This window comes from Zunongwangia sp. HRR-M8 (genome assembly GCF_027594405.1).
In the GTDB taxonomy this organism is placed as follows: domain Bacteria; phylum Bacteroidota; class Bacteroidia; order Flavobacteriales; family Flavobacteriaceae; genus Zunongwangia.
Genome location: NZ_CP115161.1, coordinates 1,528,654 through 1,542,330, shown reverse-complemented (window position 1 = coordinate 1,542,330; position 13,677 = coordinate 1,528,654). Strand labels below are relative to the sequence as shown.

The 13,677-nt window shown below is 34.5% G+C and carries 14 protein-coding genes; 9 read left to right on the top strand and 5 right to left on the bottom strand.

Features of this window, described 5'->3' with window-relative positions:
- Positions 1-78: 78 nt before the first annotated feature.
- Entirely contained in the window at positions 79-1,263 is a 1,185-nt protein-coding gene (locus tag PBT89_RS06510) for an MFS transporter (RefSeq protein ID WP_270063931.1), read from the bottom strand.
- A gap of 3 nt (positions 1,264-1,266) precedes the next feature.
- The gene (cmk, locus tag PBT89_RS06505) at positions 1,267-1,959 is read right to left on the bottom strand and encodes a (d)CMP kinase (protein WP_270063930.1); all 693 of its coding nucleotides are present in this window, start codon (positions 1,957-1,959) and stop codon (positions 1,267-1,269) included.
- Positions 1,960-2,215: 256 nt separating this feature from the next.
- On the opposite strand from cmk, the gene PBT89_RS06500 reads away from it, so the two are divergent.
- Positions 2,216-2,851 carry a hypothetical protein gene (locus tag PBT89_RS06500; protein WP_270063929.1) on the top strand — a complete coding sequence of 212 codons (636 nt, stop codon included), beginning with the start codon at positions 2,216-2,218 and terminating at the stop codon, positions 2,849-2,851.
- A gap of 117 nt (positions 2,852-2,968) precedes the next feature.
- On the opposite strand, the gene lon is transcribed toward PBT89_RS06500, so the two are convergent.
- Positions 2,969-5,419 (bottom strand): endopeptidase La, encoded by a 2,451-nt coding sequence (gene lon, locus PBT89_RS06495; RefSeq protein WP_270063928.1) that lies wholly within the window; start codon positions 5,417-5,419, stop codon positions 2,969-2,971.
- A gap of 213 nt (positions 5,420-5,632) precedes the next feature.
- Here lon and PBT89_RS06490 point away from each other — a divergent pair, with 213 nt between their 5' ends.
- From PBT89_RS06490 to PBT89_RS06475, 4 genes are read left to right on the top strand one after another with little or no spacing between them, the layout of a single operon-like run.
- The gene (locus PBT89_RS06490; protein WP_270063927.1) at positions 5,633-6,190 is read left to right on the top strand and encodes an RNA polymerase sigma factor; all 558 of its coding nucleotides are present in this window, start codon (positions 5,633-5,635) and stop codon (positions 6,188-6,190) included.
- Positions 6,180-6,737, top strand: a complete 558-nt coding sequence (locus PBT89_RS06485) for a DUF4179 domain-containing protein (protein ID WP_270058533.1) — start codon at positions 6,180-6,182, stop codon at positions 6,735-6,737. The genes PBT89_RS06490 and PBT89_RS06485 overlap by 11 nt, the downstream gene beginning before the upstream one ends.
- Positions 6,718-7,809, top strand: coding sequence for a hypothetical protein (locus PBT89_RS06480; RefSeq protein WP_270063926.1), 1,092 nt, complete (start codon positions 6,718-6,720; stop codon positions 7,807-7,809). Before PBT89_RS06485 ends, PBT89_RS06480 begins: the two co-directional genes overlap by 20 nt.
- A 54-nt stretch (positions 7,810-7,863) precedes the next feature.
- Positions 7,864-8,598 carry a head GIN domain-containing protein gene (locus tag PBT89_RS06475; protein ID WP_270063925.1) on the top strand — a complete coding sequence of 245 codons (735 nt, stop codon included), beginning with the start codon at positions 7,864-7,866 and terminating at the stop codon, positions 8,596-8,598.
- Positions 8,599-8,899: 301 nt separating this feature from the next.
- On the opposite strand, the gene PBT89_RS06470 is transcribed toward PBT89_RS06475, so the two are convergent.
- Both PBT89_RS06470 and PBT89_RS06465 read right to left on the bottom strand, forming a co-directional pair.
- Entirely contained in the window at positions 8,900-10,219 is a 1,320-nt protein-coding gene (locus PBT89_RS06470; protein WP_270063924.1) for an MFS transporter, read from the bottom strand.
- 62 nt (positions 10,220-10,281) lie between these two features.
- Positions 10,282-11,106, bottom strand: coding sequence for a M48 family metallopeptidase (locus tag PBT89_RS06465; protein ID WP_270063923.1), 825 nt, complete (start codon positions 11,104-11,106; stop codon positions 10,282-10,284).
- 126 nt (positions 11,107-11,232) lie between these two features.
- Between PBT89_RS06465 and PBT89_RS06460 the strand changes: the two genes are divergently transcribed.
- Genes PBT89_RS06460 through PBT89_RS06445 form a run of 4 tightly spaced genes read left to right on the top strand, consistent with a single transcriptional unit; the run spans position 11,233 to position 13,562 of the window.
- Positions 11,233-12,102: an alpha/beta hydrolase gene (locus PBT89_RS06460; protein WP_270063922.1), complete on the top strand. Its 870-nt coding sequence runs from the start codon at positions 11,233-11,235 to the stop codon at positions 12,100-12,102.
- A gap of 26 nt (positions 12,103-12,128) precedes the next feature.
- Entirely contained in the window at positions 12,129-12,617 is a 489-nt protein-coding gene (gene msrB / locus PBT89_RS06455; RefSeq protein WP_270063921.1) for a peptide-methionine (R)-S-oxide reductase MsrB, read from the top strand.
- 8 nt (positions 12,618-12,625) lie between these two features.
- The gene (gene msrB / locus PBT89_RS06450; protein WP_270063920.1) at positions 12,626-13,018 is read left to right on the top strand and encodes a peptide-methionine (R)-S-oxide reductase MsrB; all 393 of its coding nucleotides are present in this window, start codon (positions 12,626-12,628) and stop codon (positions 13,016-13,018) included.
- Positions 13,019-13,034: 16 nt separating this feature from the next.
- Positions 13,035-13,562, top strand: a complete 528-nt coding sequence (locus PBT89_RS06445) for a hypothetical protein (protein WP_270063919.1) — start codon at positions 13,035-13,037, stop codon at positions 13,560-13,562.
- Positions 13,563-13,677 lie beyond the last annotated feature (115 nt).

Sequence of the window (13,677 nt, the reverse complement as noted above, 5' to 3'; positions counted from 1 at the left end):
CTTTCTGATTCTCCGTACTCCTGCCAAAAAGGAGTGCAAAATTACAACTAATTTTACTATTTTCAAATAGTAGGTAAATCAATTTTCTTTTGAAATAGATTTTTTAAAAGCAAAATGAAATATTAAGATCAAAATAGCATAAAACAGGCCTAAACTAGCCACACCTCTCCATTGAAAAAGTTCCCAAGCATAGGCTCCAGTAATAGTACCCAGCGCACCACCAATAAAGTAACCAACCATGTAGATAGTGTTAATCCTATTACGAGCATCTGGATTTCTTGAAAAAATAATATTTTGGTTTGTAATATGTAGCGATTGCAATCCCATATCTACTAAAATAACGCCTATAACCAATCCGAATATAGAATGGCCCGAAAACTCAAATACACCCCATGCAAAAATCATAATTGCAGTCGCAATGGTTATCAGCAGGTTTTTATTCATTCGGTCACTTAACTTCCCAATAAGACTTGCCGCTAAAGCTCCCGCTATTCCTAAAACTCCAAAAGCTCCTGCGATACCACTTCCGTAGTTAAAATTATCTTCCATCAAAAATACAAGCGTCGTCCAAAAAGCACTAAAACCTGCAAAGCCTAAGCCTCCTCTTACGGCTGCTAATCTTACTGATGGTTCGGATTTAAAATATCCCCAAAGAGATTGCATTAACTCTTTATAGGTTCCTTTAAAATCTGGCTGCAATTCTGGTAATTTCAATTTTAGCAATAAGCAGAAAATCAACATAATCCCGGCGGCAATAAAGTACATTAAACGCCATCCAAAGTATTCTCCTACAAACCCACTTATAAATCGGCTACCCAATATACCGATGAGTAATCCACTCATCACTATACCAATAGCACTACCTCGCTTTTCCGGTTTTGCAAGTTGTGCAGCCATAGGGACAAATACTTGCGGAACAACGCATGAAAATCCAACAAAAAAACCTGAGATTATTAAAATAGGAAGACTTTGTGCTAAGGCCATCGCCAATAGACTAGCGATGATAAATATAAAATCTATCATTACCATTTTTTTTCTAGGAAACTTATCTCCTAACGGAATGATAAACAACAATCCAAAGGCATAACCTAATTGTGTAAAAAGCGGAATATTACTTACCGCCGATTCTGAGACCTGAAAATCTTTGGCCATTAAACTTAATAATGGCTGATTATAATAATTATTTGCGACCACTAAACCGGCTCCCGCAGACATTAAATATAAAACTGATGTTTTTAAACCCTCTTCCCTATTTGCTGGCATTACTTAGGCTTCAGTTTTTTCTTTTACCAGAGAAAGTATTTTATCAAACTGTTCTTCTTTGCTAAGATTTGAGTTATCAATAATTATCGCATCATCAGCTTTTACCAAAGGCGAAGTTTCCCTAGTAGAGTCTAGATGATCTCGCTCTTCAACATTTTTTAGGACATCCTCGTAATTTACGTCTTCTCCTTTTTCTTTTAATTCTGCATATCTACGTTCGGCTCTTTTTTCAGCAGAAGCCGTCATAAATAATTTCAACTCGGCATCCGGGAATACCACCGTACCAATATCGCGACCATCCATTACCACACCACCATCTTTACCAATTTCATGTTGCTGCTTTACTAACATTTTTCGCACCTCGGGAATTGCAGCTACTTTACTCACGTTATTGGAAACTTCCATTAAACGAATTTCTTTTTCAACATTCTCGTTATTTAAATGAATTATACCATAACCTAGATCTTCGTCATAAATAAACTTCACGCTAATGAAAGCAAGATGTCTTAATATTGCTTCTTCATCAACTTTATTATCGGTTACCATAATTTTACGCATCGCATATAAGGTTACTGCGCGATACATTGCGCCAGTATCTACATAAATATACCCTAATTTTTTTGCTAATTGCTTTGCTACAGTGCTTTTCCCGGTAGAAGAGTGACCATCTATGGCAATAGTTATTTTTTTACTCATTTAGTTGAAGTTTTTACAAAAATAGAGAATTGAAATTTGATTAAAGAATTCATACGCTACGGTAAAATATTTTTTCCAATCTTTTATAAGGAGAATAAATTATTACTCATATCGCACTGAAAAACAAACATTTAATAAAAAAATAAACTACCCTAGACTGAAATTGAGTAAAATATCTTAAAAATGTTAACAACTTTATTTGTGTACAAATATTTTTTTAGATTTTTTTAACAAAAAATTCAATTTAAATAAAACAATGAAATCAATCAACATCAAAATTTTAGCTATTTTATCTATTCTAGTTTTAGGAAGTTGTGCTTCTCGTTATTCTGAAATTGAACCAGAAAGTCTACCGTATGGTTCTATGAATAAGAATAAAGACATTGCTATGCAATTTCAGTATCGACTACTTTCCAAAAAATATGCTAGTAAAGAAAAAAATAAGGGATTAAAATTAGTTGCTCTAAAAATTTTAAACAATAGTGATAAAAGTTATTTTTTTGGTGAAGATTTAAGACTTACTTATAATGATGGATCTCCGGTCGTTTTTGCAACTACCGATCAAACTTATGATATGTTAAAACAAAAATCTGGCTTCTATTTTCTTTATCTATTACTTTCTCCCACGAAATTTACTACTTCTCGTAGCGATCAATACGGTAACATGCAAACAACTAATAATATTCCAATAGGCCTTTTAATTGGCCCAGGTATTTCGTTGCTTAACTTTTTTAAAGCTAAAAATGCTAATAATAGTTTTAAAGCTGAACTTGATAAATATGAATTGTTCAATAAAGAGATACCGGCTGGAAAAACTGTGTATGGACTTGTAGGAATAAAATCTACACAATTTAAAGAATTGAAAGCTGAAATCGAATTTTCTGATAACTAAAGACCGTATTTAAAGTTTTCTTGCAAGGAGTGAGGATTACTATATTTACAAAAAATCCGGCATGATTAAACTGTGCCGGATTTTTTTATCTACCTTATTAATTAAAATAAATTACTCTTATAATTCCTTTGCATTTTTTACTTTTTCGTTCGTGATAGCAATGTCTATTACCTCACTCATATCATTAACGTAATGAAAAGTAAGACCTTTTAAATATTCATCTTTAATTTCCTTTACGTCGCGTTCATTTTCTTTACAAAGAATAAGTTCTTTAATTTTTGCCCTTTTAGCGGCAAGAATTTTTTCTTTGATTCCGCCAACGGGAAGAACTTTTCCTCGTAAAGTAATTTCTCCTGTCATTGCGATACTGTTCTTTACTTTTTTCTGCGTAAATAAAGAAACTAAAGAAGTAAGCATAGTAATCCCTGCACTTGGTCCATCTTTAGGCGTTGCCCCTTCTGGCACGTGAATGTGTACATTGTACTTTTCAAATATCCCAGAATCTATACCCAAATCGTCAGAATTAGCTTTAATGTATTCCATCGCTAGGGTAGCCGATTCTTTCATTACTTTACCAAGATTTCCGGTAATATTTAAATTTCCTTTTCCTTTAGATAAAATAGACTCTATAAAAAGAATATCTCCGCCAACCTGCGTCCAGGCCAAGCCTGTAACTACTCCGGCAACCTCGTTATTCTCATATTTATCGCGTTCTAAACGCGGGCTACCAAGAATTTCCAGAATATCTTCATTGGTTACTTTTACATTATATTCTTCTTCCATCGCGATACTCTTAGCACCATAGCGCACTACCTTTGCTATCTGCTTCTCTAAAGCACGAACTCCAGATTCTCGCGTGTAACCTTCCACTATTTTCTCTAACTGAGATTTACCGATTTTAAGATCGTCTTTGGTTAATCCATGCTCTTTTAACTGCTTCGGAAGTAAATGACGCTTCGCTATCTCGATCTTTTCTTCAATAGTATAACCAGTAACATTAATAATCTCCATACGATCGCGTAAGGCCGGTTGAATTGTATTTAGATTATTACAAGTTGCAATAAACATTACCTTAGAAAGATCGTAACCTAATTCTAAGAAATTGTCATGAAATTCACTGTTCTGCTCTGGATCTAAAACCTCTAATAATGCTGAAGAAGGATCTCCTGCATTACCGATACTTAATTTATCAATTTCATCCAGAACAAAAACCGGGTTACTGGTTCCTGCCTTTTTAAGACTTTGGATAATCCTACCCGGCATTGCACCAATATAAGTTTTACGATGCCCCCTAATTTCAGCTTCGTCTCTTAAACCACCTAAAGAAATTCGTACGTACTCACGCCCAAGAGCTTCTGCCACAGATTTCCCTAAACTTGTTTTACCGACTCCCGGAGGGCCATAAAGACAAAGAATAGGCGATTTCATATCATTACGCAATTTTAAAACTGCCAGATATTCTATAATTCTTCGTTTTACATCGTCCAGACCATAATGATCACGATCTAAAACTTTTTTAGCACGTTTAAGATCAAATTTATCTTTACTAAATTCTTCCCATGGTAAGTCTAAAAATAAATCCAGATAGTTACGCTGTATGGAATATTCGGCTACCTGAGGATTCATTCGTTGCATTTTAGATAGTTCTTTATCAAAATGCTTTTGCACGTTTTCATCCCATTTTTTATCCTTCGAGCGTAAACGCATTTCTTCAATTTCATCTTCATGAGAAACACCACCTAGCTCTTCCTGAATGGTTTTCATCTGTTGATGCAAGAAATATTCGCGCTGTTGCTGGCTCATATCACTCTGCACTTTAGACTGAATGTCGTTTTTAAGTGCGAGTTTTTGATTCTCAACGTTCATAAATTTTAAGGTCGCTAATGCGCGTTCCTTAAGATCGTTGGTTGCCAATAAATTTTGCTTCTCCTCTACTGAAAGATTCATATTTGAAGAAACAAAATTGATTAAAAATGAGCTACTTTCTATATTTTTTATAGCGAAAGAAGCTTCAGTTGGAATATTTGGGCTGCTCTTAATAATCTGAAGTGCCAAATCTTTAATCGAATCGATAATAGCTCCAAATTCCTCGTTTTCAGCATTAGGTCTGGTTTCAGGAATTTCTTCAACATTCGCTCTCAAGAAAGGATCTTCCTGAGTAACTTCAGTAATATTAAATCGTTTTTTTCCCTGAATAATTACCGTTGTATTCCCATCGGGCATTTTAAGAACCCTAAGAATACGAGCAACAACTCCGATATTATTAATGTCTTTAACGCCGGGATTTTCTACCTCTTCATCTTTTTGAGAAACAACACCGATAGTTTTTTCAGCATTATTTGCTTCGTTTATCAATTTAATCGAAGCATCTCTTCCCGCTGTGATTGGTATTACCACACCCGGGAAAAGTACCGTATTACGCAAAGGTAAAATTGGGAGATTTTTGGGTAATTCTTCTTTATTTATTTCCTCTTCATCTTCAGGCGTCATTAACGGTATTAACTCTGCATCTTCATTTATACCTTGTAATGACAAACTGTCAATATCCGTAAATTTTGTTTTAGCCATAAGTTATCTTTAAAAGTCAAACTGTCACTGCAGTTTGTATATTTTGTTTCGTTTTGAGACTTTAACCCCTACAAATAGTGTAATTCAGGTAGTTAAATTTGCTGCTTTATAATTGTTTCAATTCCTATGCCATCATATTTTTTTGTAAAACATTTTCTAAAAGTGTAACAAATCAAATCCTATTCTATCTTTATAATAGAAACAGGATAATTTTTGCAACCAACCATCACACATATTGAAGATCTTGTAAATGGATGCCGCGTAGGAAACCAACGTGCACAAATGGAGATTTATAATCGCTATTACAAAGCCATGTATAACACTTCTCTGAGAATTGTGCATCATAGCGCTGAGGCGGAGGATATCATGCAAGAGTCTTTCTTGAATGCTTTCGAGAAAATCGATCAATTTAAAGCTGAAGCTTCTTTTGGCGCCTGGCTGAAGCGAATTGTCGTTAATAATAGTATTAATGCGCACAATAAAAAATCGAAATACGAAGAAGTAAGTTATAAGGATTATCTAAAAAACGAAACCGAAGAAAATGAAGGGATAACAACTACCGATACTCAAAATAAGAAAGTAAAAATGGTTTTAGAGGCTATGCAGGATTTAAAAGAAAATTACAGAATCTGCCTTACACTGCATCTAATCGAAGGTTATGATTACGAAGAAATAGGAGATATTTTAAATATTTCTTATGCCAACTGCAGAACTACCATTTCTAGAGCTAAAGAAAGTTTAAGAAAAAAAATGATGAAAGATGAAAAATGATGATTTTTTTGAGGATTTAAAAGAATTAGACTTCGATATTGCTGAACCTAACGCAGATCACGAAGATCGATTTTTAGAAAAGCTAAACACCAAAAATAAAGCTCCTAAAACAGGAAAACTTAGAAAGCTCTGGATTCCCATAAGTAGCATTGCTGCGGCCTTAATTATCGCATTCCTTGCTTTTGGAAATGTATTTTCTTCTCCGGTTTTTGGTAAAGAGAGTGGTTTAGCAGCTGTTTCACCTAAAATGAAAGAAACGCAAGACTTCTATAGCATGCTTATCGAAAGAGAGCTGAAATCACTGGAAGGAGAACGTAGTCCTAAAACCAATAAGATCATTAATGATGCATTGGTGCAAATGGAAAACTTAGAAAAAGAATACAAAAAATTAAAAAAAGATCTTTTAGAAAGTGGGCAGGATCAACGAGTAATCTATGCAATGATTAACAATTTTCAGCAAAGAATTGAATTGCTAAATCAGGTTCTAGACCAAATTCAAACTATAAAACAACTAAAGACACAAGAAAATGAAACTAACATTATATAAACTGTTTTTGCTTGCATTTTTGCTACCATTAGTAAGTTTTGCAAGTAACGATTTAGTGGCTAAGCATACTAAAGATAAAACCATTAAAAAAGAATTTAAGGTTTCTCAAAGTGGCATCTTAGACATTAATAATAACTACGGAAATGTTGATATTTCTACCTGGAACGAAAATCGAATTGTAATTCAGGTATTCATAAAAACGAGTGGTAATGATTTGGAACGTGTTCAGAACAAATTAGACGATATTTCAGTAGAATTTCATCAAACCGGAAATCGCGTAAGTGCTGAAACACATTATCAAAAAGAAGATCGATCTTGGTGGAGCGGATTGTTTAGCAGCAATAATAATGTAAACATGGAGATTAATTATGTTATTAAAGCACCTGCAAATCATGACATGGTTATCGATAACGATTACGGCGCTATTTACATAGATAAAGTTCTTGGCAACACCGATATTTCTTGTGATTATGGTAAAATAGATATTGGCGAGTTAAGAGGTCGAAGGAATATATTAAATTTCGATTACACCCGTAACTGCCATTTTGGATATATAACTTCTGCGGAAATCGATGCCGATTATTCTGGTTTTACTATTGAAGAAGCCGAGGAATTAATAGTAAGTGCAGATTATAGTGATTCGAATATCGAAAAGGTATCACGCTTAAAATTCAATTGTGATTATGGCAGTATTCGAATAGATAAAGTAAAACATCTAAATGCAGACGGGGATTATTTGAGTACTAAAATTGGTCGTGTGTTCGGTTCTCTAAATATCAATCAGGATTATGGCTCGATAACTATTGAAAAATTAATAAACGGAGTAGAAAGCGTTTACATCGATACAGATTATGCAGGAATACGCCTAGGTTACGATGCCGAAATGGATTTTGTTTTCGATGTACAAACATCTTATGGCGGCGTTAAAGGAACCGAAGATTTACAGGTTACTAAGCGGCATGATCGCAATACCAGCAAAGATATTTCCGGATATTATGGCAATCAAAATAGCCGAAATTCGATAAATATTTCAACAAGCTACGGAAGTGTAAGTTTTCAAAAAGTAAGATAAAATTTAAATAAAATCAATAAAGCCAAGTTGGCATAACCATTAATCAATCAAATCATGAAAAAATCAATTTTAGCAGCATTCACTTTAATTTTAGGAATAACCTCTGCCAATGCCCAATGGTGGAGCAGCAATGAAAAGATTAAAGGAAACGGTGAAATGGTCACTAAAAACCGTAAAATATCAGATTACGATAAAATTAGTCTTGTAGGCTTCATGGATGTCGTATTAGTAAAAGGAAATGAAGGTGATTTAACGATTGAAGCCGAAAGTAATCTTCAGGAATATATCACTACGGAAGTTAAAGGTGGTTCTCTAAAAATTTCAGTAAAAAAGGGAGTAGATATAAGTCCGTCCAAGAATAATAGCATTAAAGTTACAGTTCCTTTTGAAGATATTAAAAGTGCTTCTGTAACAGGTAGCGGTGATATTTGGAATGAAGATAAGATTACAGCCAAAGAATTTTCAATCTCGGTGACTGGAAGCGGTGATATCAAATTAGAAATTGATGCCGATGAAATTAAAGGACATGTTACAGGTAGTGGCGATGTTATATTAACCGGAAATACAAATGAATTGGATTGCGGAGTGACAGGTTCGGGAGATTTTGATGCCTTCAAACTAAAAGCAAAATTAGTACATGCGCAGGTTTCAGGATCTGGAGATGTAATGGTTTGGGCAGAAAACGAGCTTAATGCAAGAGTAGCAGGATCTGGAGATATTGAATACAAAGGCAATCCTAAAAGAGAAAATTTTAAAACTTCAGGATCTGGAGATATTTCAAAATATTAATCGGCTTAAAAAATAATTATTGTTTAGTTTTTGAATCGAAAAGTCTCTTCTATTATTACAGAAGGGACTTTTTTGTGGATGGGTTTTAGCAATCAGCAATCTAATGTATTCCTTTTGCCCCCAAAAAAATCAGTGAATTAAAAAATTTTTTTTCTATTTTATCATCGTGCCGTGTATCGGTATTATTTGTTTCAAAGACATATAGAATTCAGAATTAAACTTAATGTTATCCTGATCCTACCTCTTTTTTCTCTCGTCTATTTTCTATATTCTAACAGCGAAACGATCTAATATCTTATTTCTATTCACTAATTTTCGGAACTCTAAACAGCAAAACAATTCCGCCGATAAAAAACACCACTAAAAATAAAATTGAGTTTCTTATACTTCCGGTAAGTTGAGCAATTAAACCATACATAAACATTCCTATCACGATACCTATTTTTTCTGATACATCATAAAAACTGAAGTAACTGGCGGTATCGATAGCATTTTCGGGCAGCATTTTGGAGTATGTAGATCGAGAAAGCGACTGAATCCCTCCCATCACCAATCCAACACTGGCTGCTGCTACATAAAATTGATTGGGAGTAGTGACAAAATAGGCATACACACATATTAATACCCAGATAATATTTATAAAAATTAGTGTTTTAATATTACCAATCTTAGCTGCTAATTTAGAGGTGAGTGTCGCTCCTAAAACTGCTACTAACTGAATCAATAATATACTTACAATGAGCCCCGTAGTAGCATCCTTTTCTCCCCAGTCTAATTCTTCAATACCAAAATATGTGGCAATAAGCATAATAGTTTGCACCGCCATACTGTAAACGAAAAAAGCGATAAGATATCTTTTGAGTTGTAAATTGTGTTTTAAGGATTTCCATATTTTCCGAAGTTCTTTAAATCCATTAAATAATACATTTTTGGTCAATTTTGCTTTTTTTGTTCCTTTTGGCAAATAATAATAAGTATACTGACTAAAGCCTATCCACCAAACTCCGGTTAGCACAAAAGAAAGACGAGTAGGCAAACCTTCATCTTCGAAACCGAACATCTCATATTTTAGGATCATCAATAAACAAAGAACTAACAAGATCACACTTCCAATATATCCTAAGGAAAATCCCTTCGCACTTATTTTATCTTGCTGATCGGGAAAAGCGATATCGGGTAAGTAACTATTATAAAATACTAAACTCGCCCAGAACCCAATTAGGGCTAGAAAATAACATAGTAGTCCAAACCATAAATAATCCAAATCGAACCAAAACAATCCTATACAGGAAATTGCGCCCAGATAACAAAAGAATTTTAAAAAATTCTTTTTATTCCCCACATAATCAGCAATTCCCGAAAGAAAGGGACTAAGCCCAGAAACTACTAAAAAAGCAGCCGCAGTTACATAAGAAATTAAAGAATCGTTATTAAAATCTATTCCTAGAAAACGAACCGTATCGTCAATTTTATTTCCTTCAGCATCTTTAATAATGGTAAGTGCTCCGTAAAAAATAGGAAATATCGCAGATGATATTACCAAACTATAAACAGAGTTTGCCCAGTCGTAAAATGCCCATGCATTCAGTAATTTCTTGCTACCCTTTGGAAGATTTTTCATGGAATAAAAATAAAAAAGCTACACCAAAGTGTAGCTTTTTATTATCTATTTATTTTGAGTTGTTACTGAAATGAAGTAACACCGTATTTTTGAGCTTCAGCTTTAGCTTCTGGAGCCCATGCCTCTAAATTACTTATCCTTGTTTGGTTTGAAGGGTGGGTACTTAAAAACTCTGGTGTTGAAGCTCCACCACTATTTTGTTGCATTCTTCTCCAAAGATCGGCTGCTTCATCTGGATTATAGCCTGCAATTGCCATTAATGTTAGACCTATTCTATCTGCTTCAGCCTCCTGACTTCTACTAAAAGGTAACATTACACCAACCTGAGATCCAATCCCGTAGGCCTGGGCAAATATTTGTTGAGTTTGCTCACTTTTTCCACTTAATGCTACGGTTCCTGCAACTGCGCCTAATTGCTGTATTTGAGCTCTACTCATTCGTTGTGCACCATGATCTGCCAACGCATGAGCCACCTCGTGTCCCATAACTACTGCTAGACCAGTTTCATCCTGGGTAATTGGTAAAATTCCAGTATAGACCACGGTTTTCCCTCCTGGCATTGCAAAAGCATTTACTTGATTATCCTGAACAAGATTATACTCGAATCTAAAATCATCTAAAAATCCTTGGTAACCATTCGCATTTAAATAACGCTCTGCTGCGGTTTTGATTTTATCTCCTATTCTTTTTACCATTCTGGCATCTGCCGTACCCGTTACCACATTACTACTATCTAAAAATGCGTCGTACTGCTGAAATGATGACGGGAACAATTGATCATTACTTACAAAATTGATATTCTTTTCTCCTGTGAAAGGATTTACCTTACAAGCGACTACTGTAAGAGCAATAGCAAAAAGAACTAATACCCACTTCTTAATTTTCATAGTTTAATAGATTAATTTTGTTAAAATTACAAAAGCGAAACCTGTTTAAAGATTTGTTTAAGTAGGATTTAACAAATAAAATATGGGAAAACAAGAAATAATTAAACATCATATCCTCATTAAATAATGGCGAAGAAACATAAAGATAAAACTCCAGTACAGCAATTATTACTTCCCACCTATCTTTTATATACCGGAAAGATTTTAAACTGGCTGTCCCCTTATTTGGCAAGTAAATTTGCAGGGAAATTATTTCTCACTCCACATAAATACAAATTACCTCAGCGTGAAAAAGAAATGGATTCAAATTCCATTCAATCAAAAGTTATTCTACCTAATAGTAACAGAGAAATTGTGGTCTATGAATATGGAAAAAGCAACAAAAAGGTTTTATTAGTTCATGGTTGGAGCGGACGTGGAACTCAACTTTCTAAAATCGCAGATGCTTTGCTAAAAATGGGATTTAGTACGCTAAGCTTCGATGCTCCCGCGCATGGAAAAGCTCCCGGAAAAATGAGCATGATGCCACATTTTATCGAAGCCATTCATTTCCTTAAAAAGAAATACGGGCCATTTCATTCAATTGTTGGTCATTCTTTAGGTGGGATGTCAACTTTAAAGGCACTAAAAGAAGGTTTCCCCGCAGATAAAGCCGTCATTATAGGTACTGCGAATAGCATCACTAAATTAACTGAAGAATTTGTTCAAAATCTACACATGAATAAAGAAGTAGCCTACCTGCTTAAGTCCAATTTTGACGAAAAATTTGGTCAGGATATGGATAATTATTCCGGAGCAATTTCAGCACAAAGTGTTTTTACCCCAACACTGGTGATTCACGATAAAGATGATGTTGATGTACATTATCAGTGTGCCGAAGAAATCCATAAACAACTAAAAAGCAGCGAACTTTATTTAACTGAAGGCTTAGGCCATCGCCGAATATTAGGAGATCCAACTGTTATTAACAAAATCACAACGTTCATCACGGCATAATCTTTGTAACTTTCAAAATAAAAACAATGAGAAAGTTACTATTTATAATGCTTGCGACTTTTTCGCTTGTCAGTTGCAAGGGAAATGCTCAAGAAGAAAAAGCACAAAAAAAGCAACAATTTGAAATTTCTAAATCTGAAAGTGAATGGAAAAAAGAACTTACAGATGCCGAATTTAAAGTGCTTCGAAAAAAAGCTACAGAACGCCCTTTCTCTAGTGACTTATTAACTGTAAAAGGAAACGGAACGTTTACCTGTGCTGCTTGCGGAAACGAACTTTACGAAAACAAATATAAGTTCGAAAGCGGTACTGGCTGGCCAAGTTTTGATCGCGCTATCGAAGGCGGGGTTGCTTTTGGATCTGATTCTAAGTTAGGTTATCAAAGAGATGAAGTTCACTGCGCAAAATGCGGCGGTCATTTAGGGCACGTATTTAATGACGGGCCAAGTGAAACTACCGGAAAGAGACACTGTATAAATGGTGTCGCTATGGACTTTGCAGCAACCAAAAAATAAAATTAGCAATGAAAAAATACAATATAAAAAAATCGGATGCTGAATGGAAAGAACAGCTTTCTGAAGAACAATACCGAGTATTAAGAAAAAAAGGAACAGAAGCGCCGCACACCGGTAAATACAATTTACATTTTGAAGATGGAGCGTATCGATGCGCAGCTTGTAACGAGAAATTATTCGAAAGTGACAGCAAATTTGAAAGTGGTTGTGGATGGCCAAGTTTCGATGAAGCTATTGAAGGGAAAATCGAGTATGTGCAAGATCGAACTTTCGGGATGATTAGAACCGAAATTTTGTGTGCAAACTGCGGAAGTCATTTAGGCCATGTTTTTGATGATGGCCCTACAGAAACCGGACAACGCTACTGTGTCAATTCAGCAAGTATAAACTTTAATAAATAACCTAAAACTTAAACCTATGAAAAAGATATTCACCTTATTATTCGCTACTACATTTTTATTCGCCTCTTGTTCTGATGATGGAGAACCAGGTCCACAAGGCCCACAGGGTCCTCCTGGTGAAGATGGATTGATAGGAACTACTCTAGAGAAAACAGTGACTTTTACCGCTCCAGAATATTCTATATTTTATAATTTTCCAAAAGATGTTGATGTTTTTGGATCTGATGCGGTACTAGTTTATCTATTAGAAAAAGAAGATGATGGAAAGGACGTTTGGACTTTGTTACCGCAAACTTTTTATCTAGAAGGTGGTGGCCAAATGCAGTACAATTATAATCACACTCTAGATGACGTAAATATCTATCTTCAAGGTAATATTGCTTTAGAAACTCTGGGAGAAGACTTTACAGTAGATCAAACTTTCAGAATAGTAATCGTTCCCTCAGGTGTCTTAGCTAAAAATAACAATATTGATATTTCAGATTACAAAGCCGTAATGAAAGCTTCTAATATAAGAGAAAACGCGGTTAAAAAACTTGACTAATTTTAATAAATAGAAATTAAGTTCAAATAATAAAAAAGCCTATATCAAAATAGATAAAGGCTTTTTTTATTTCAGCAAATCTTTAAACTTTCAAGCAATCCCATAACTTCAAAAC

Bases quoted from the DNA above. Each gene is read 5' to 3' on its own strand.
- PBT89_RS06510 (WP_270063931.1), bottom strand. From the start codon at position 1,263: ATGCCAGCAAATAGGGAAGAGGGTTTAAAAACATCAGTTTTATATTTA.
- cmk (WP_270063930.1), bottom strand. From the start codon at position 1,959: ATGAGTAAAAAAATAACTATTGCCATAGATGGTCACTCTTCTACCGGG.
- PBT89_RS06500 (WP_270063929.1), top strand. From the start codon at position 2,216: ATGAAATCAATCAACATCAAAATTTTAGCTATTTTATCTATTCTAGTT.
- lon (WP_270063928.1), bottom strand. From the start codon at position 5,419: ATGGCTAAAACAAAATTTACGGATATTGACAGTTTGTCATTACAAGGT.
- PBT89_RS06485 (WP_270058533.1), top strand. From the start codon at position 6,180: ATGAAAAATGATGATTTTTTTGAGGATTTAAAAGAATTAGACTTCGAT.
- PBT89_RS06480 (WP_270063926.1), top strand. From the start codon at position 6,718: ATGAAACTAACATTATATAAACTGTTTTTGCTTGCATTTTTGCTACCA.
- PBT89_RS06475 (WP_270063925.1), top strand. From the start codon at position 7,864: ATGAAAAAATCAATTTTAGCAGCATTCACTTTAATTTTAGGAATAACC.
- PBT89_RS06470 (WP_270063924.1), bottom strand. From the start codon at position 10,219: ATGAAAAATCTTCCAAAGGGTAGCAAGAAATTACTGAATGCATGGGCA.
- PBT89_RS06465 (WP_270063923.1), bottom strand. From the start codon at position 11,106: ATGAAAATTAAGAAGTGGGTATTAGTTCTTTTTGCTATTGCTCTTACA.
- PBT89_RS06460 (WP_270063922.1), top strand. From the start codon at position 11,233: ATGGCGAAGAAACATAAAGATAAAACTCCAGTACAGCAATTATTACTT.
- msrB (WP_270063921.1), top strand. From the start codon at position 12,129: ATGAGAAAGTTACTATTTATAATGCTTGCGACTTTTTCGCTTGTCAGT.
- msrB (WP_270063920.1), top strand. From the start codon at position 12,626: ATGAAAAAATACAATATAAAAAAATCGGATGCTGAATGGAAAGAACAG.
- PBT89_RS06445 (WP_270063919.1), top strand. From the start codon at position 13,035: ATGAAAAAGATATTCACCTTATTATTCGCTACTACATTTTTATTCGCC.